Annotated in this window: 15 protein-coding genes; 9 read left to right on the top strand and 6 right to left on the bottom strand. The window is 57.9% G+C overall.

What is annotated here, in order from left to right:
• Window positions 1–485 precede the first annotated feature (485 nt).
• Together HMPREF3162_RS10000 and HMPREF3162_RS11705 are read right to left on the bottom strand one after the other, a co-directional pair.
• Entirely contained in the window at window positions 486–1,676 is a 1,191-nt protein-coding gene (locus HMPREF3162_RS10000) for an acyl-CoA dehydrogenase family protein (RefSeq protein WP_070777721.1), read from the bottom strand.
• Window positions 1,673–2,314, bottom strand: a complete 642-nt coding sequence (locus HMPREF3162_RS11705) for a TetR/AcrR family transcriptional regulator (RefSeq protein ID WP_176747348.1) — start codon at window positions 2,312–2,314, stop codon at window positions 1,673–1,675. The genes HMPREF3162_RS10000 and HMPREF3162_RS11705 overlap by 4 nt, the downstream gene beginning before the upstream one ends.
• Before the next feature lie 156 nt (window positions 2,315–2,470).
• Here HMPREF3162_RS11705 and HMPREF3162_RS09990 point away from each other — a divergent pair, with 156 nt between their 5' ends.
• The 8 genes from HMPREF3162_RS09990 to HMPREF3162_RS09955 all read left to right on the top strand — a co-directional run bounded on the left by HMPREF3162_RS09990 (window position 2,471) and on the right by HMPREF3162_RS09955 (window position 14,197).
• A complete protein-coding gene (locus tag HMPREF3162_RS09990) occupies window positions 2,471–4,045 on the top strand; it encodes a class I adenylate-forming enzyme family protein (RefSeq protein WP_070777720.1) in 1,575 nt (524 codons plus the stop codon).
• A 232-nt stretch (window positions 4,046–4,277) separates the two neighbouring features.
• Window positions 4,278–4,658, top strand: a complete 381-nt coding sequence (locus HMPREF3162_RS09985) for an ACT domain-containing protein (protein WP_070777719.1) — start codon at window positions 4,278–4,280, stop codon at window positions 4,656–4,658.
• Between the two features lie 78 nt (window positions 4,659–4,736).
• The gene (locus HMPREF3162_RS09980; RefSeq protein WP_070777718.1) at window positions 4,737–5,108 is read left to right on the top strand and encodes a hypothetical protein; all 372 of its coding nucleotides are present in this window, start codon (window positions 4,737–4,739) and stop codon (window positions 5,106–5,108) included.
• 396 nt (window positions 5,109–5,504) lie between these two features.
• Window positions 5,505–6,449: a restriction endonuclease gene (locus HMPREF3162_RS09975; RefSeq protein WP_256282710.1), complete on the top strand. Its 945-nt coding sequence runs from the start codon at window positions 5,505–5,507 to the stop codon at window positions 6,447–6,449.
• Window positions 6,450–6,789: 340 nt separating this feature from the next.
• Window positions 6,790–7,956 carry an AAA family ATPase gene (locus tag HMPREF3162_RS09970; protein ID WP_070777717.1) on the top strand — a complete coding sequence of 389 codons (1,167 nt, stop codon included), beginning with the start codon at window positions 6,790–6,792 and terminating at the stop codon, window positions 7,954–7,956.
• 266 nt (window positions 7,957–8,222) lie between these two features.
• Window positions 8,223–9,785: a type I restriction-modification system subunit M gene (locus HMPREF3162_RS09965; RefSeq protein ID WP_070777716.1), complete on the top strand. Its 1,563-nt coding sequence runs from the start codon at window positions 8,223–8,225 to the stop codon at window positions 9,783–9,785.
• Window positions 9,782–11,008 carry a restriction endonuclease subunit S gene (locus HMPREF3162_RS09960; RefSeq protein ID WP_070777715.1) on the top strand — a complete coding sequence of 409 codons (1,227 nt, stop codon included), beginning with the start codon at window positions 9,782–9,784 and terminating at the stop codon, window positions 11,006–11,008. Before HMPREF3162_RS09965 ends, HMPREF3162_RS09960 begins: the two co-directional genes overlap by 4 nt.
• 30 nt (window positions 11,009–11,038) lie before the next feature.
• A complete protein-coding gene (locus HMPREF3162_RS09955; protein ID WP_070777714.1) occupies window positions 11,039–14,197 on the top strand; it encodes a type I restriction endonuclease subunit R in 3,159 nt (1,052 codons plus the stop codon).
• Between the two features lie 131 nt (window positions 14,198–14,328).
• Here HMPREF3162_RS09955 and HMPREF3162_RS11915 read toward each other — a convergent pair whose 3' ends face one another.
• Together HMPREF3162_RS11915 and HMPREF3162_RS09945 are read right to left on the bottom strand one after the other, a co-directional pair.
• A complete protein-coding gene (locus HMPREF3162_RS11915) occupies window positions 14,329–14,547 on the bottom strand; it encodes a hypothetical protein (protein ID WP_218079181.1) in 219 nt (72 codons plus the stop codon).
• 538 nt (window positions 14,548–15,085) lie between these two features.
• Entirely contained in the window at window positions 15,086–16,357 is a 1,272-nt protein-coding gene (locus HMPREF3162_RS09945) for a Fic family protein (RefSeq protein WP_083318981.1), read from the bottom strand.
• 182 nt (window positions 16,358–16,539) lie between these two features.
• On the opposite strand from HMPREF3162_RS09945, the gene HMPREF3162_RS09940 reads away from it, so the two are divergent.
• Window positions 16,540–18,099 (top strand): outer membrane protein assembly factor BamB family protein, encoded by a 1,560-nt coding sequence (locus HMPREF3162_RS09940; protein WP_070777712.1) that lies wholly within the window; start codon window positions 16,540–16,542, stop codon window positions 18,097–18,099.
• A gap of 102 nt (window positions 18,100–18,201) precedes the next feature.
• Here HMPREF3162_RS09940 and HMPREF3162_RS09935 read toward each other — a convergent pair whose 3' ends face one another.
• Together HMPREF3162_RS09935 and HMPREF3162_RS09930 are read right to left on the bottom strand one after the other, a co-directional pair.
• Entirely contained in the window at window positions 18,202–18,522 is a 321-nt protein-coding gene (locus tag HMPREF3162_RS09935) for a hypothetical protein (protein ID WP_070576195.1), read from the bottom strand.
• Between the two features lie 151 nt (window positions 18,523–18,673).
• The gene (locus tag HMPREF3162_RS09930; protein WP_070777711.1) at window positions 18,674–19,198 is read right to left on the bottom strand and encodes a hypothetical protein; all 525 of its coding nucleotides are present in this window, start codon (window positions 19,196–19,198) and stop codon (window positions 18,674–18,676) included.
• Window positions 19,199–19,333: the final 135 nt, after the last annotated feature.

Genomic DNA, 19,333 nt, shown 5'->3' with positions numbered 1-19,333 from the left:
CTAGTTGGTTCCGTATATCTCTTCTGGTGTCAGGCTTGCTGAAGTGTGTGTCAGCTTCAGTCTGTTTCAAGTGGTTGGTGCCGTGACGCGGTGGTGTTCGCGCAGGGCTGCGATGTTTTCGCTTAGCCGCCGAAGGGCTGAACAGCGCTGTTCAGTTAACGGCGACTAAGCGAAAACACTAAACGCCCGGAGGGGTGAAAGGGAATACCCAGTCCACTATGTGGACAGGGTCGGAGGTGGGGCTCGCCTCAGCTGCGTGGCCGAGTGAACTCTGCTGTCTAGGTGGAAAACGGAGGCAAAAATCGCGATTTCGCCTCCGTCTTCCACCTAATCTGCAGAACTGGTGTGTAGGGAAAGGCTCACGAGGCGCCGGGGCGGTGCGGCTGGCCAAACTCGCCTTAGGGACGAACTCACCATCCGCCGGCCCGGGTGACGCCGGAAACTCGCCGAAGCGCCAACGCCACCCCCGGGCCGAACTCACCGGTTCACAGTCCGCGGCCGATGAGTTCCTTCATGATTTCGTTTGTTCCGCCGTAGATTTTCTGCACTCGGGACGATGCGTAGGCCCGGGCGATGGGGTATTCGTTCATGAAGCCGTATCCGCCGAAGACCTGCAGGACCTTGTCGACGATGATGTTCTGCATGTCGGTGGCCCAGTACTTGGCGGCTGAGGCCTTTTCGGTGGAGAGTTCACCGGCAGTGTGTTCGGCAATCGCGTGGTCAACAAACGTCCGCACTGCCAGCGCTTCGGTGGAGGCTTCTGCGAGGACGAATTTGGTGTTCTGGAACTTCACAATCGGCACACCGAACGCTTCACGGTCCTTGGCGTACGCAATACCGGCACGCACTGCTGCTTCGGCAACACCGGCACCGCCGACAGCTATGGCCAGGCGTTCCTGCGGCAGCTGGTTCATCAGCTGGTAGAAGCCCTTGCCTTCGCCAGCCTCACCACCAAGAACGTTGCCAACGGGTACGCGCATGTCGGTGAAGAACAGTTCCCGCGTGTCCTGGCCGCGCATGCCCATCTTGTCCAGCACGCGGCCGCGCTCAAACCCAGGCGTCCACGTACCCGATTCGCCGACAACGTCTTCGCCGCCGACTTCGGCGACGATGAGCGAGATTCCCTTGGCACCGGGTTCATCCGAGGTGCGGGCCACAATGATCACCAGGTCGCAGTGGGTGCCGTTGGTGATGAACGTCTTTGAGCCGTTGATGACCCATTCGTCACCGTCGCGGACTGCTTTTGTGCGCACGGCCTGGAGGTCGGATCCGGTGCCGGGTTCGGTCATGGCGATTGCGGCAACGTACTCGCCGGTGGCCAGTTTCGGCAGCCAGGCTTTTTTCTGCTCTTCGGTGCCGTATTCGAGTATGTAGTGCGCGCAGATGGACGAGTGCACGGAGTAGCCCCACGCGTCATCAAAGGCGAGCCCCTGTTCGTGCAGGACCACCGCCTCGTGCCGGAAGTCGCCGCCACCGCCGCCGTATTCTTCGGGCACGGAGATGCACAGCAGCCCCGCCTGCCCGGCTTTGCGCCACACTTCGCGGTCAACGCGATGCTGCTCGACAAACTGCTCCTGGTGGGGCGTGATTTCGTTGGCGATGAATTCGCGGGTCAGCTTCCGCAGTTCGCTGATGTCTTCGTCTTCCCAAGTTCCGCGGTAGTCATCGAGGATCATGGTGTCTCCTTTGTGTGGGGTTCGGTTGTGTCGCTTGTGTAGGTGACGCGGACGGCGAGGTCCGTGGTGCTGCGCGGCGGCAGTCCTTCTGAGTCTTCGAGGCCGTCCCATATGTGGTCGAGCATGGGCACCAGGAAGAGCCGGCCCAGGTAGCGCACCAGGAGTTCGGCTACTTGGACTGCTTCGGGCCCGGTCGAGGTGGAAAAGCCGGCACTGCGGGCACCCCGCACTACGTCGCGGGTCAGTTCCGTTATTCGGTGAGCCAGGCCCGAGGCGCCCTCGGCATCCGCTCCCGGGGCCAGCAGGATGCGCCGGGTGTAGTCGACGATTTCGGGGTTGGCTTCCAGCAGACGTTCCACATTGGCATCGCGGATCTGGCGCAGTTCATCGGCGGTGCGGATATCCGGTGGGAGGTCGTCGAGGGCTTCCCTCAGGCGGGCGAGGATGTCGTCCTCGATTGCCCGGATGAGCCCGGCTTTGCTGCCGAAATGGTGGACGACGGAGCCGTGGGCAATGGGGGTGGCTTCGGCTATTTGGCGCAGCGACACCGCATGGTGGCCGTGGGCTGCGAACAGTTTGAGTGCGGCAGTGCGGATGCGCGCTTTGGAGGACATATCGCCGTGTGTCACGTCAGCCACGTGTACGTCCTCTCTTGTGTGGGGCTGTGGTTGGAGTTCACTTCTAGGCTCTTCTCCAAATGGATAATAACCAATACACTCGGAGAACAACAGGGGTTCTGCGGTAGAGCCCCCGTAGGTCAGGATGACCATCTCAAAGACGCGAAAGGATCACCCATGGCCCACTTGTCCACCATTCTTGAACGCACAGCACAGCGCCGGCCCGAAGCCACAGCGCTCATCAGCGACGAGCTCACCTTGTCCTATCCGCAACTGAACGCGGCGGCCAATCAGTTCGCCCGGGTGCTGGCTGATCACGGTGTGGGCAAGGGTGACCGGGTGGTGCTCAACAGCATCAACAGCCCGTACTTCGTGGTTGCCGCCTATGCGGTGTTCAAGCTCGGGGCGGTTCTTTCGCCGGCAAACCCGCAGTCCACGGGCCCGGAACTCGCGTATTTCCTGCGTGATTCCGGTGCGAAGGCCTTTGTTGCCCACCCGGCGCTCGCCAAGCCGTCAGCGGATGCCTTCGAGCACCTGGGCGAGGGAGAGGAAACCACCGAAGCCCCTATCGCCCTGAGCCTCGGCCCGGTTGACCCCTCGACCCCGGGTGCCGACCGGTTCACAGACGCGCTCGCCCTGAGCGCGCAAGCTGACGACACCAACCTGGGCACGGCGGTAGAGGAGAGCGATAATGCGCTCATTCTCTACACCTCGGGAACTACGGGTAATCCCAAGGGAGCGGTTCTGGATCATCACGCGGCCATTTGGGCCGGTGTGTCGCTCGGCTTGAGTACGGGTCTGCATGAAGGTGAGCGGGTGTTGATGATTGCGCCGATGTACCACTCGGCGCCGTTGACGAATGTTCTGTTCCCCACGATTCTGGCTGCCGGCGCGATCGTCATCCGGCCGGCGTTCGATCCGCAGGACGCACTCAACGCGATTGAGAAGCACAAGTGCACGTTCACGTTTGCGGTGCCGACCATGTTGGCGCTCATGCTGCGGGTGCCGGGTCTGGAGAGCATTGATGTTTCGTCGATGCAGCGGATCTTCTATGGGGCGGCGCCCATGCCGGGGTCGCTGGTCACCAGGGTTATTGAGGCGTTCCCGAATGCTCGGCTGACCCAGGGTACGGGCCTGACTGAGGGTGGTCCCGGTGGTGCGGTGCTTACGCACGAGGAGATTCTGGAGCGCCCGTGGGCTTCTGGCCGTGGGGCGAACCCGAATGGTGTGTACCGGATTGTCGACCCGGAGGGCAATGATGTTGCCGAAGGTGAGGTCGGCGAAATGATCCTGCAGTCCGAATCGATGATGAAGGGCTACTGGAACAAGCCGGAAGAGACCGCGAAGACCATCCGGGATGGCTGGCTGCACACTGGTGACCTGGCAAAACGTGAATCTGACGGGTTCATGACGCTGGTTGACAGGATGAAGGACATGATCATCTCCGGTGGGAAGAACATCTATTCCGCCGAGGTGGAGAATGCTGTCTCTGGTCACCCCGGTGTTCTGGATGTGGCTGTTGTGGGTGATCTTCACGAGGTGTACGGGGAGACCGTTGTTGCGGTGATCGTGCCGGCTGATCCGGAGAACCCGCCCATGCTGGAGTCGATTCGCGAACATGCAGTGCAGACGCTCTCGAAGTTCAAGCTGCCCAGGAAGGTTCTGTACAGGGATATTCCGCGCAACCCGTCGGGCAAGATTCTCAAGCACCGGTTGCGCGATGCCGTGAGGAGCGAATCCGCGGGGGAGTGAGCGCTGTGGTGTGAGGGGCCCGGTAGGTGGCTCGTGAGGGGTGAAGGGGCGTTCCGGGTCTTCCTGGGATGCCCCTTCGCTGGTGTGGCGGACCAGAAGGCGGCCATGGAAAAGGTGAAACTGCGTCGGAATCCGCCATCGGGTGGCTGCAGGGTCGTTAGCCTTGCCGGGCTTGGTTTCCGTGTTGACAGAGCGTTCCAAGTCAGCGTGCTGAGGGAATATGATCTGCGCCATGGTTGCAGCGCTTACTGATCTCGACGACATCCTGAAATCACTGCGTGTCCTTAACCGCGGTACGTACGTCTACCTGCCGGTCGAGGAGGTTGAAAACCTGGCCGAGGTACTGGCTGTTATCAATGAGGGCGAAGGTTCATACGCCGTTGCCCCGGCCACGGTGGGCGGCCACATTGAGAGGTTCGCGTGCTTGACGCTGGATGTGCATTCGGCTTTGACCTCAGTCGGGCTGACCGCGCTCGTCTCTACCGTCTTGGCTGATGCTGGTATCGCCTGCAATGTGATCGCCGGCTACTACCACGACCATCTGCTGGTACCGGAAGATAAGGCTGAGCAGGCTCAAGCGCTGTTGGCCGCACTGCCCACGAAGAACAGATAGCTCGTCGTAGTTGCTCTGATTCGCTCCCGGGGGCAGACAGAGCGGATTAGGCTTCAAGAGGCCGAAGGTGGTGGGCCGGTGCGTGCGCTGACGCAAGAGGAAATCGGCTTTGTCCGGTACATATGTGAGCATGCGTGGGTTGACCCTGCGGCGGACATTGACCGGGCGAAGCTAGCCGATCAGGTTGACCACTTGGCGGTCGAGTCCGGGTGCGAGGTGGACAATTGCCCGTGCCTTGATTTCGCATATCAGAACCGCAAGGGCGGGGCTGATGATGAGGATGTCGACCGTGCTTCAACCGAGCAGCACGTTGTCTTGGTGATGGATGTCAACGGTACGCCTTGGCAGGCGAACCTGTTTGTGACCGGCGGGACTATCGGCTGGTTAGAGTTCTCCAGTTTCAGCGACGACTATCCGTCGCGTTTGCCGTCGACCAGTGACCTGCGCTGATCTGACGGATGGCGGGGTGGCTGACTGCCTACATTCGCCACTCCTGGACTAGCAGGTCGACGAGGTTTCGCTGACGACATTTGACGCGACTCAGGTCGAGGAGCGCAATGCTGAAAACATGGAAATTGCTCGGCTGTTTGAACAGTTCAAGCTGGAGCTGACGGCGGGGTGCGGCATAGATCTGGCGCACCACCATCGACGAAAAGGCAAGCGTTTCAGCTAGGCGCAGGTCCTCGACCGATCCCCTTCCCCCGAACCTTCCCTGCTGGCTGAGGGTCGCGGGTTACGGCAGCCATCTGCTGGCATGAGGTGGTGCGAATCTGTGTCGAGCCTGTGGGAGGGGGACGGGCGCGGATAGGCTGGCCTTGATGTTGCTTAAACGAGTAGTGGAAAGCGATGAAGATGGCTAGCGATATTCCTTCTGTTGATGAATTCCGCCCACTTGTCTTGCGTGCTCTAGCTGACGGCCAGGAGCGTGGCCGTCGGGAACTTAATGAAATGGTTTCCACGCTGGCCGGCTTGTCGCAAGACCAAATGCAAGAAACCTTGGAATCGGGGCAGCTGCGATACAGGAATCGGATTGGCTGGGCGCTTTCATCGTTTGCCAAGTCGGGGTTGGTGGATCGGCCTAAGCGGGGCCGTTACAAGATCACTGAGGATGGGAAGACCATCGACCGGCGCTCTTTGCATGAATATAGCGAAACGGACATGCTCGAGTGGTACACGTGGCGTGAGTACAAGGAAGAGGTGGCGCAGCGCCGTCAGATCAAAGACGGGCATAGTGCGACCGAAAGTGAAATTGAGCCTGCCGAAGACTCGGTAGAGGCTATGCGCACTCACGAGAATGCGTTTAATGCGAGTATCGAGACTGATTTGCGTAAGCGCCTGCAGTCATCGTCCCCTGAGTTTTTCGAACGGGCTGTAATCGAACTCCTGTGGGCCCTTGGTTATGGCGGGACGCACGGCGCGAAGCAGCATGTGGGACGATCTCACGATGGAGGAATCGACGGAGTCATTCGTCAAGATGCGCTTGGATTGACCAATGTCTACATTCAGGCGAAGCGTTACGCCGACAACAATAAAGTCGGTGACCCTGATATCCGCACGTTCATCGGATCTCTCGATGCACAAGGTGCCAATTTGGGCGTATTCATTACAACGTCGAGTTTCCAAGACAAAGCAAGGCGAACGGCCGAAGGGTACCGTCACGGCAAGATCGTGCTCATTGACGGAATCCGGCTAACGGAGCTCATGCTCGACTACGGGGTTGCAGTTCAAAAAGCTCACCAGTTCACGCTGTATGAAATCGACGATGACTTCTTTGAGGAAGAACTGTTGTAGCGGCACGCTCGATCCATAGCGATCAACGAAAACAGCTGCCCACTGGGTCATTTCAATGGGCAGCTGTTTTCGTTATTCAGCTGAGCCGTAGGTGTCCTATCCCTGGTAGAGCACTTCGGGCAGCCATGTGACGGGTTGAGGGAAGGTCGAGAACAGAACAATCGCCAAGCCCAGCACGACGTTTGAGCCCTGTCTGGCACCAGCCACTCTTGCTCTGCTCGAACACTGCGGGTGCCTGTCTGGTTGGCGCCCTGCCGCTCCTCGCGCAGGATCGCCGAGTCGCGTCAGAGCCGCTATCATAATTATCATAAACTTTCATAAGCGATCGTGAGAGTGGCACATGACTGATGCATTCGACATTCCGCCGGTTCCCGATGCCGATTACGGGCGCTCACCATTCACCCCGACCTTCGGGGTGATTCCACCCCGCTTGGCTGATCGACAGCAGCTGGTTGATGCTTTCGCACGGATGCTTGATGAGGGCCCCGGGGCTCGCGGGCAGGCCACTCTCATCACCGGACAGCGCGGTATGGGCAAGAGTGTGATGTTGAAGGTGTTTCAAAAGGTCGCACAGTCGCGTGGTTGGATATGTGCTCAGGACCAGGCCAGCCCAGGTGTTGTTCAGCGGTTGACCGAGGCTCGAATCCCTGAAGCTATGGCGACGCTCGATTGGGAATCGCAGTCGAGCATGCGCATCACCGGGGGAGGATTCAGCGTCATGGGTTTCGGCGGCAGCGTTTCCACCACAAGTGAAGACCGTTTCCCCGTAACTCCCGATTTCCAGCACCAGCTCATACGTGCAGTTGAAGCACTTGCAGAGCGAGGCTCAGGACTGCTGGTCACTTTGGATGAGGTGCACAGGTCAAATATCGACGAGCTGCGTCAGGTTACGGATGCCCTAAGTGCCGCTGTTTCCGAACGAGCTCCCGTTGCATTCGTCGGCGCGGGCCTGCCTGCCTCCATCGATGACCTGGTGAATGACCGTGTGTCGACGTACCTGCGGCGTGCGGAGCGCATCGACCTGGGGCTTCTAACGGAGGCCGGGGCTCGAGAAGGGCTCACCCGCCCTTTGGAAAAAACGGGCAAATCGATGTCGAAGCAGGCTCTAGAGCAAGCTGTCGCGGCTTCCGGTAGGTACCCGTACCTAGTGCAGCTGATCGGCGATGAAGCATTCAAACTCGCAGGCAGTGAAAAAGTCATTACGATCTCGCACGTGCGCCAAGCGGCAGCGGACGCTCAGCGGGTCATGTACCGGCAGATTCACGAACCCACATTCGCTGGGCTTTCCAGTCGTGACCGCGACTATCTGTACGCCATGTCTGCAGACGAAGGGTTGTCCATGACCGCCGAAGTGGCCAAACGCATGAACATGGACCCCCGCAATGCAGGCACCTACCGCAACCGACTGTTGGCCGCAGGTGTCATCGAGTCGCCTGCGCGAGGCGTTGTGACGTTTACGATGCCCTACACGCGCGAATACATCCTGGAGCGTGAGGGCTCGTCCTGACGCGCCATCATAATAATCATAAGCTTTCACAAAAAGGGGATCGGTGGCCGTGAAATCCCGTCATCAAGCGTCCTGCGCTGGGGGGGTAGATTCACGCTGGCGTCGGCGGGAGCAACTGACGAAGTGGAGGCGGCTTCCGGTTGAAGTCCCGGCTGCGACGCGCTGATAAAGACAGTGTCCCGAGGGGTTCGTCCTTTAACCGTTTAGTCTGATTGACGATGTGAAGCTCGGGTTGGACCCGTATACCCTGTTGCCTGGAGGTTATTGTGGGACCTGTTTCCCGTGAAGTTCAGCGTGATCGTCTGCACCGGACCATCTGGGAGGTCGCGAACGAACTCCGCGGGTCCGTCGACGGCTGGGACTTCAAAAGCTATGTGCTGGGGCTGCTGTTCTACCGCTTCATCTCCGAAAACCTTTCTAACTTCATTGAAGCGAACGAAGGCGCGAGCTTCCGCTACGCCGACCTGACGGACACTGAGGCTGAACCCATCCGCGACATGATGGTGGATGAAAAGGGTTTCTTCATCCTGCCCTCCCAACTGTTCGAAAATGTGCGCGCTCGCGCAGCACAGGACCCGAACCTCAACGAAACACTGGAAAAGGTCTTCCAGAGCATCGAAGGGTCGTCACTGGGCCACCGCAGTGAAGATGACATCAAGGGACTGTTCGACGACCTCGACGTCAACTCAAACCGCCTGGGCAACACGGTTGAGCGCAGGAATGACAAGCTGAGGAACCTTCTCAATGCCATCGGCGACCTTGACTTGGGCGAAAAGCACGATGAAGGCATTGACATGTTCGGCGATGCCTACGAGTTCCTCATGCAGATGTACGCATCCCAGGCCGGTAAATCCGGTGGTGAGTACTACACGCCGCAGGAAGTCAGCGAGCTGCTCGCCCGGTTGACAGTTATCGGCAAAACCCGGGTGAACCGCGTGTATGACCCTGCGGTTGGTTCCGGTTCTCTGCTTCTGAAGTTTGCCAAGGTTCTTGGGCCTCACGGTGTGCGCCAGGGTTACTACGGGCAGGAAATCAACCTGACCACCTACAACCTGGCCCGCATCAACATGTTCTTGCACGACGTGAACTACGACAAGTTCAGCATCGCCCACGGCGATACCCTCACCGACCCACAGCATTGGGACGACGAACCGTTCGATGCGATCGTGTCGAACCCGCCGTACTCGACCCACTGGGAAGGCAAGAACAACCCTCTGCTCATCAACGACCCCCGCTTTGCTCCGGCCGGTGTCTTGGCGCCAGTAAAGAAAGCAGACCTTGCGTTCACAATGCACGTTCTGTCGTGGCTCGCAGTCGATGGAACAGCTGCCCTGGTGCAGTTCCCCGGTGTTCTATACAGGGGTGGTACCGAACAGAAAATTCGCCAATACCTTGTCGACAACAACTACGTGGACGCCGTGATCCAGCTACCGGGAGATATGTTCTTCGGCACCCCGACCGCGGTGTGCATCCTTGTGTTGAAGAAGTCGAAATCAGTCAACGATGTTCTGTTCATCGATGCGTCGAAAGACTTTGTTCGCCAGGGCACGAACAACGTCATGACCCAGACGCACCGCGACAAGATCGTGAGCATGGTTGAGGAGCGCCGCGAAGAACAGTACGTGTCTAAGCGAGTTAGCGCTGAAGAAATCGCAGAAAACGACTACAACCTGACTATCAATTCGTATGTTGAATTCGAGGACACCCGCGAAAAGATCGACATCACCGAACTCAACGCAGAAATCGAGCAGATCGTAGTGCGGCAGTCGGAGTTGCGCACCAGCATTGACGCAATCGTCGCCGAACTCGAAGCAGGTGCGCACAAGTGAACCGCATCGAGAAACTGATTCAGGCGCACTGCCCAGACGGAGTGCGATTCGAGAAAATTGGTTCATTCGTGGGCAAGGTTGACAAGGTTGACTGGTCTGAGATTGGGAGCGCGCTTTATGTCGATCTTTCGTCTGTAGATCGGCAAACGTCGAAAATTACGGAAACTGACAAAATCACTTCTCAAGATGCACCAAGCCGAGCGCAGCAGCTACTTGTTGAAGGTGACGTAATTTTTGGAACTACGCGGCCCCTTCAGGGTCGGCGTGCATTCGTTTCAGGGTTTGAAGGCGAGCGGCTAGTCGCCAGTACTGGCTACTCTGTTCTTAGAGTCGTAAATGACAGTCTTGACAATAGGTTTTTGTTTCATTGGCTGAGCTCGCCTGCATTCCTCGATCACGTAGAGAAGTGGCAACAGGGGGCCAGCTATCCAGCAATTTCAAACAAGAATGTCCAGAAGGCTCTAATTCCGGTTCCTCCGTTAGAGGTACAGCGGGAGATCGTTAAAGTTCTTGATCTCTTTACTGAGCTCGAGGCTGAGCTCGAGGCTGAGCTCGAGGCGCGTCGCAAACAGTACGAGTACTACCGCGACCAGCTGCTCGGGGTTGGGGAGGCAGGAGTTGCAAAGCCGCTCTTGTTGCGCGATGTTGTCCGTTCATACTCGTCCGGAGCCACTCCACGAGCTGGTTCAGCTAAATATTATGATGAGGGCACTATTCCATGGCTGAGAACAAATCAGGTGCGCTTCAATAGGATTTATGACACTGATCAGTACGTGACAGAGGCGGCCCTGGAAGAAACTTCCATCAAGTGGGTTCCTGAAAATTCAGTCATTGTAGCGATTTCGGGGGCTACCGCGGGCCGTGTGGCGGTAAACAAGATTCCATTGACTACGAATCAGCATTGTTTGAATCTCCAAATAGACCCCCTTGTTGCGGACTACAGATTCGTGATGTATTGGATTGCTGCAAGGTGCGAAGATCTCAAAAGTCGAGGAAGGGGCGCTAGATCCGATCTGAACTCCGATTTAATTTTGACCTTCCCTATTTTTCTTCCTCCGCTCGAACGGCAGAAGATAATTGCCGACGTCCTCGACGACTTCGACGCTCTGGTCAACGACCTCTCTTCCGGCCTGCCGGCTGAGATCGCGGCTCGCAGGAAGCAGTACGAGTACTATCGGGACAAACTGCTGTCGTTCGAGGAACTGGAAGCTGACGCCGCATAACCGCGCGCTGTGTCAATGAGTGGGGCTGGGATGGAATTCTCTACGAGTGACGAAGTCAAGCGCAACAAAATCGCGCCCATTGCAGTCAGCAACGAAGCCACTGTCGTTGCCGCCTACGAACCTGACGCTCAGACCGACGACTCTTACCAGTCCGAAGCTCAGCTCGAAGCTGAGCTCATCAAACAGCTGCAAGCGCAAGCCTACGAATACGTCACCATCCGCGACGAAGCAGCCCTCGTAGCGAACCTCCGCAAACAGCTCGAAGCACTCAACAAGGTTGAGTTTTCGGACAGTGAGTGGAAGTCGTTCTTCGAAACAAACATCGCCAGTAAGAACGACGGCCCTAAAGAAAAAACGTGGCGACTGCACAACGACAACATCCAGCTTCTACGCCGTGATGACGGCACCACACGGAACATCCGTCTGCTGGACAAAACATACATCCATAACAACAAGCTGCAGGTGATCAACCAGTACGCAGTTGAGGCAGGCACCTCGCCAGGCAGTGCAACCCACTCCAACCGGTACGACGTCACGATCCTCGTCAACGGGCTGCCGCTCGTTCACGTGGAACTCAAACGCCGCGGAGTGAGTCTCCGGGAGGCGTTCAACCAGATCGCCCGCTACCAAAACCAGTCACTGTGGTCAGGGCACGGCCTGTTCGACTATGTCCAGGTGTTCGTGATCTCCAACGGGACACTCACCAAGTACTACTCGAACACCACCCGCCCCAAGAAGAACGACAGCACAAAGCGCACAGTCAACACCTGGGCATTCACAAGCTGGTGGGCCGACGGCAACAACAAACTCATCGCCGACCTCCACGGATTCACCCGCACCTTCTTCGCCAAACACACAATTCTCAACATCCTCACCCGGTACTGTGTGCTGCGCGAAGACGGCACTCTTTTGGTCATGCGGCCCTACCAAATCGCCGCAACGGAACGCATCCTGCAGCGCATCCACGTCGCCGCAAACAACAGAATGCTCGGCAGCACAAAAGCCGGCGGATACATCTGGCACACCACCGGATCCGGTAAAACACTCACCAGCTTCAAAACCGCGCAGCTGGCCACAGCACTGCCCAGCAGCCCCAAGGTTCTGTTCGTGGTCGACCGCAAAGACCTCGACTACCAAACCATGCGGGAATACGACAGCTTCAAAAAAGGTGCCGCGAATTCCAACGCGTCCACCAAAATCCTCACGGAACAGATGAGCGACCCCAACGCGCGCATCATCATCACAACAATCCAGAAGCTGTCGAACTTCGTTGCAGCCAACGCGAAGCACCCCATCTACAGCGAACACACTGTGCTCATCTTTGATGAGTGCCACCGTTCGCAGTTCGGTGCAATGCATGAAGCCATCACGAAGAAGTTTAAGAAATACAACATCTTCGGCTTCACCGGCACCCCGATCTTCCCAGCCAACGCAGGTAAGTCCTACGGAGCCCGTGAAGGCCGCGTGATCGTGCGCACGACCGAAGAAACTTTCGGCGACCAGCTGCACACATACACAATCGTCGACGCAATCGAAGACAAGAACGTTCTGCCGTTCAAACTCGCCTACAACAACGTGGTAAAGAAAGTTCGACACTTTGCCCAGGAGCACGCCACCCGAGCCGAACAAGAAGCTTTACTCCTGGAACCTCGGCGGATCAGTGCCGTCACCTCGTACGTCCTCGAACACTTCAACCAGCACACCCGCCGGCAGACACTCGGCAGCGAAACCGACAAGTCGTACCTGCACACTGTGACAGCCGACGTGGCTGCTGTTGCCCGCCGCCGTAACGGGCCCGGCATTATCGAAACAGCCAAACGGAAAGTTGTCGGCTTCAACGCCATGATGGCGGTGCAGTCAGTAGAAGCCGCGAAGCTGTACTACGAGGAATTCAAAGCGCAGCAAGCTCAACTGCCACAAGCCGCACGCCTCACAGTCGCCACCATCTTCAGCTACAAAGCAAACGAAGACCCCGAAGCCGGCATTCTCGCTGAAGAAGGCTTCGACACCCGTCAACTCAGCGGAGAAGACCGCGAATTCCTCGACACCGCCATCGGTGATTACAACAGCACCTTCGGCACCAGCTACGACGCCAACGGCGATAACTTCCAGAACTACTACCGCGACCTATCCATGCGGGTCAAAGACCGGGAAGTCGACCTGCTGATCGTGGTCAACATGTTCCTCACCGGGTTCGACGCCCCAACACTCAACACCCTGTACGTGGACAAAAACCTGCGGTACCACGGGCTGATCCAGGCATTCTCACGTACTAACCGCATCCTCAACTCCGTGAAGCAGTACGGCAACATCGTGTGTTTCCGTGACCTGCAGAAGAACACCGAGGACGCGTTGGCGCTGTTCGGCAACAAAGACGCCGAGGGCATTGCTTTGCTCAAGCCGTACCAACACTACTTAAAGCAGTACAAGAGCAAAGTCGCTGAACTGCTGAGCTTTCACGGGATTGGCGAGGCCGTCCCCGCCAGTGAAACCGAACAGAAACACTTCGTGCAGGTATTCGGCGAAATTCTCAATCTGCGCAACATGCTCGCAGGATTCGACGAATTCACCGAAGACGACGACCTCACGCCGCGCGATATGCAGGACCTGCAGAGCGTCTACCTCGCCATCCGGGAAGAACTCGGCGGGGGCGACGACTCCATGGATGGCTTGGAGTCTTCTGAACAGCAGGAACTCGAATTTGAAATCGAGCTGCTGCGCCAAGTGGACGTCAACGTCGACTACATCCTCATGCTCGTAGAGAAACTCCAGCCGCCGACGTCGATCTCCACACCGTGTGACGACGACATCAAGGAACAGATTCGCCAAGCGATCGAAGCCAGCCCCACCCTGCGCGACAAACGAGATCTGTTCATGGACTTCATCGAAGTCGTCGACACGAGCAAAAACGTGGTCGACCAGTGGAACGCGTTCGTGCAGCAGAGACGTGAGCGGGAGCTCGGGGCGCTCATCGAAGAAGAGAACCTGCGGGAACGACAGGCGCGCGCCTTTGTGGACTACGCCTTCGAAATAGGTGAGGTGCGCACCACCGGAACCGATATCGTTGAGATCCTGCCGCCCATGAGTTTGTTCGGCCGTACCGCCGACGGGGACACTCGCGAGGAAGTTAAAGAGCGTGTAGTGAAGAAATTCATCGAACTTGTCGAACGGTACGAAACGCTGGGATGAGGATTCACTAGTTGTACTGATCGGCACACTTTAGCGATCTGCGGCATCGTCTCCATCTCCCGGTCTCTGGCCGCTCCATTCGCGTAAGGCTTCGCCAACCTTGGGGGGCGTCGGTTTACGACGAACGCAGGTCACTGGTGTTGTGATGTGGGCCGCTGGGCGATGACATCCAGCACCCGAGAGTGGGCGGCGATCCAATCTGTCGCGTCGGGATTGATGTTGCGGGCGACGGTGTCGATCGCTGTTACGTAGCTGGCAAGCCTGCGAACCTCCGCTTGTTGGTCAAGATCCGCGTTGATGAGGGGTTCTTGGTGGGAGGCGCGGTTACGGACGTAACGGATGAGCTCCACGTTACTCTCGAAGTCGGCTCGGCTACGGCCCGGGTAGTGGGGCATGCCTCCGTTGCGAAGGTCAGCGAGTCCCACCAACACCGTATGCCGGCATCAGCGTTCAGTCGCACCTCAATGAAGTTTCGAAGTAGCACCTCCACATGGCTAATGTCTTCCAAGAATGCTTTGGAGACGCGGGTATTCCACACGTACCACGCATCGACCGGCTCGATCCGGTAGCGGCTGAGCCTGGCGGATGAGAACCACTCCTGTGGCGTCTCACGACTCACCGTAGGATCGTGGTAAGGTTGATGACGATAGGCCTCGGGAAGGTCAATGCCGCGAAACATCGGTACACCCCCGAGGTCATTGCTTTGCCCATGCCCTTCGCCGCGTGCCTGCGGGGCATCGTTGGATGGCATCATCCCGTCTCCTCCCTGTACGCGCTCACCCATGTTCGCGGGCAGGTGCAGCAATGAGATTCAGCAACTGATTCCGCACGCGAACCTCCAGCAATCCTATGTTGGCCAACGCCAATACCTCTCTGGTTGGCCCCACCTCAACGTGCCCATTTCGGCTGAGTTGAGTTGAGCAAATCCAAAAGGTCATTGGACACGAAACCGCGTTTGCCCTTGCTGATGCTGCGCCTTTCAAGAACGCCTGCCGCAACGAGGTGTTCCAAAGCATTCTGTGCTGATGTAGAGCTGGTCCCGGTCAGCCGAGCAGCCACATCGACAGTCAATGCCGGAAGCTTCGGCAGGACATCGAGGATTTTCCACACCGATGAATCACTGCGCGGAATCCGCGTGCCGGTCCGCTCCGCATAGGCGGTGATGAGGGCGCGGCTATCGCGATCGAATTCATCAAGCTCATCCTTAAGGGCAGACGCCAGATCCACAGCCTCATCCGCCGCTGAAATGAAATGCCGAAGCCAGGAATTGAGGCCGTCGCTGATGCTCAGTTCGCGGACTGGTTCAGCGCTCGTGGCAAGTTTGGTGCCGTGCGGGATGCCGCGGAAAGCCATAAGCCCCGTGACGTATTCGTCTGAACGGGTCAGAAGCACCTGACTGATGGGCAGAACCGACCCTTCTGTCAGACCACCGCGGACAAACACTGTGTGAATGAGCGCTCGCCCAATGCGCCCATTGCCATCAGCAAAGGGGTGCAGCGTTTCGAACTGCGCATGCACAAGGCCCGTCTGAATCAGGCATCCCGTCGCAGCTCCGCTCATGAACTCAACAAGATCCTCAACCGCGGGAACCAGTGCATGTTCTGTGGGAGGAATGAAGTCCGCCTGGCCGGGGTGAATGTCACTTCCGCCAACCCAGTTCTGCCTATCACGAATGCCCGGCGTGCTCAGGCTGGGCAGTAGTTCTTTCTGCAGCTGCTCGATATCGGCCCACGTGATGAGCTCAGCCGTACCCAAACGTTCAACAGCGCTGGTCAGAGCGGCAATATTGTCGGCAACCTCGGCTGCGATCGACGCATGTCCGGAAGCAGCTGTGCCGTTCGCAGTGTGTTCGAGCCGTTTGAGTTCCTCGAAAACAATGTTCCGCGCATTAGAGCGCAGCCCCTCGATGTAGGAACTGGAGACTGCTTCACTGCGAAGCAGATAGCGCGACACCGCTTCGAGCTTGCCTGCGGCCTGATGAAACTTCAGATTGCGGATACGACGCTCTACACGACCGGCTTCAGCTGCCACCGCAGGATCGATGTGCCACTCAGGTTCAGTGAGCGAAAACGGCCGATACGCCCAATAGGTTCCCTGCCAGCGTTCACGCGGACGCCGCGCACTGTCAGGAGGAGTCCACTCCCGAGCTGTCCACGACATAAGCACTAGCCTTTCCTTCAGCGCGGTTCTGTCCAAGGATAATATTTATCATTGGACTAATGGCCAGTGTACCCAAGGATAAATATTATCCTTGGGTGCTCGCGCTCGCACCAATTTGAAAACCGAAGGTCTTAGCTACGATGAGGGCGTTGCCCCTCGGCAACCCCTAACCAAGGAGCACCATGATTCGTCGCCGGTCCCTACGCGCCACCGTGGCTGTCGTCTTTGCAAGTTCGCTCGTCCTCGCCGCGTGTGGAGGGTCTGTCGGCCTCGGCGGCTCCGATGACTCCAGCAGCTCTGCCGGCCAGGAAAAAGAGGAGCCCAAACTCGAATGGGGACCGTGGCAGCAGTTCGATGAGGGCGGGGCAACAGTATTCGCTTCCAGTGACGACATCGCAGTGTTCTACGGCGGCACATTCCAAGAGATGCGCGCCTATAACAGCGAAGGCAAAAAGCTGTGGTCCAAACCTGTCCTCGTCCCACCGGCCGACGCTGGCGTTCCCGGTCCCGAGTCCTACATCAAGGGCGACACCCTCGTCTACCAAGACCCTGAAACAGGGAAAATCCACGGTCTCAACACGGCAGACGGTGAAGAACTGTGGACCTTCGACCCGAGTTCGCTGGGCAAATGCTCCGCCAAGGCGTACTGGCTTCTTGACGACAAACCCGTCACCGATTCCGACACGATCGTGCTTGCGCTCGACGGCCTCAGCCAGGATGCACAGGAGATAGCCGGCTGCTCAGGTGAGTCACCGGCAGTCGTGGGCTTGCAGCTGCCAGAAGGCACCTCGGGAGCTCAAGAGATCAAACCTCAGTGGCAGTCGCCCGCCCTGCCCAAGGGCAGCCAGGTCAGTATGCCGACCGTCGACCCCACCAGCGAATACCTGACACATGTGGGCTCGACCCCTGACAAGCGGGTTCTGCAGCGGACCTCCCTGAAAGACGGCAAAGCCCAGGTTGCGGTTGTGACCAGGCTCGATGGGGACGTCAACCCTGATGCCATCGGCAATATCTACCAGCTGTCCGCCGTTGACGCCGACAACTACGGTATTGAGCGGTTGGACGAAGAATATTCGGCGACCTACGACATCTACACCGTCAAAGAATGGTCGGACGTCGACGCCGCTAACGACCCCGCCGGCACAATCAACGCTGACGCCGACGGTGCCGACTGCATTGCCGGCGGTATGCACGAACTCGGCGGCAAGAAGTACTGCTACAAAGCAACAGAAGAAGGCGCGGTCTTCGCAGAAGTCGGCGACAACCTCACCGGAGGGGAACTCGAAGGCGTGCAGCGCAAACCCGTGAGCGACGAGTTCTCGCAGGGCGCGATCGGCACCGGCCTGCCGCACGAATCACCGGCCGGAATCACCAAGGACGGGAAGCTGTACGGGCTCGTGCCGAGCCCCGCCAACACACTCGATGCGGTTTCAATGACCGACGGTGAGGTCCTCTGGTCAGCCCCCGCCGAGGCGGACGCAAGTTCCGCTGCCCGTGATGCCGGGTATGTGGCCGGTGCGGACGCCGTGGTGTTCGGTCAGGGTGATGCAGCTGTGGCCGTCGATGCCAGCACCGGTGAAGAACTGTGGCGCGAAGGCGTTGGTGCGGGTGAAGGTTCGGCTGGCGAGCTGCGTCTGGGCTGGCTGTCGATGACCGATTCTGCTGTCGCGTTGAAGATCGATGGCGGCGATAAGCCCAACGGCCAAACCAAGTTCCGAGTGCTGAGGTCTGAGGAGGGGTAAGCCGCTGAAGGCTAGTTCCCTGCATTGCAACGCCGGTGGGCTGTGCGGAAGTGCACACCCCACCGGCGTTTTCAGGTTGTGGTGCCTGAGTGCGTTAACCGCTCACCGACGGCTCTGAAGCTCCGCGCGAATGTCTTTGAGGATCTGGCACAGGCGCTGCAGCAGCTGCGCAACAACACCGAGTCCGCCGACCATGACTGCAGAGCCCCAGAGCGGAGCAGCGCGCAGCGGGTCACTTGCGTCAGTGCCGACGACAAGCGCAACGACCATCATGAGCGCGGCCAGAATGTACAGGATGAACGCGAACATCGGCCGCCTGTTGTCGTGATCGTAGGCGACCAGACGCGGTGCGGCCTCCATGTTGTCGGGAATGTTGACGGCACCGTTGTTGCCGTGTGAGGAATTCGAAGCCGATTCAGACAAAGCGGACCAATCTTTCTGTTCTGCCAAGGCACCGGGACGAAAGCCGAGGTGCCAGCCAGGGGAGCGCAGTACCCCGAGTATGCGTGCGGGGACTGCGTTGTTCGAGTGGGCTCATTGTACTCGACGTCTGACTATGACGCACCAGATGTCACTAGAAAAACTTCCTTTTGCACTTAGCTATAAAAATTCCTAAAGAAATCATCAATGGCATTAACCACCCGACGGTTAAGGCTGCGTACATGGATTTGTCGGAGCTAGGCTTGCTGTCTATGGCGAAGAAAATACTAAAAAGAAACCCTGATGCCCAGCCAAGCAGCGAAATAAGTGCTCCTGCCGATCCGAACGATTGACCTACTGATGACTTCCACCTATTGGCGATCGCTTGCAGATAGGCACCAAGGCCGATTGCTCCGAAGCTGCCCACCACTAACCAAACACCGTGAACTTCAATCTGGTGCTCATCTAAGGGGAGTATGTCTGAATAAACAAATGCCAGGACTGCGGTCGGAAGTGTTGCGCATGCAGTTACTGCTAGCAGCCACCACCAGCTTAACATCTCGAGCTGGTTGTTGGTCTTGGGTTTCGGGTTGTTGTAGTTGTTTCTTGATGTCAAAATATAGGTGGGGTCGCGTTGGCCTGTGTCTGATCGGGTGCATTTTTCTAAATTAAAGATCACTCTTTATCCTTTCTGTGCTGTTCGGCATTTCCGGCTTACTGCAGTGTACAATGTCATTGGCATAATTTAATGAACTGTTTCGATTAAGTCAATATCGGCAACTAGGTGTACTTCCCCGTGAGGTTGTGAACGCGG

Source organism: Brevibacterium sp. HMSC07C04 (assembly GCF_001815905.1).
Classification (GTDB): domain Bacteria; phylum Actinomycetota; class Actinomycetes; order Actinomycetales; family Brevibacteriaceae; genus Brevibacterium.
Note: the sequence above shows the minus strand (reverse complement) of the source record. Positions and strands in the feature narration are given on the sequence as shown.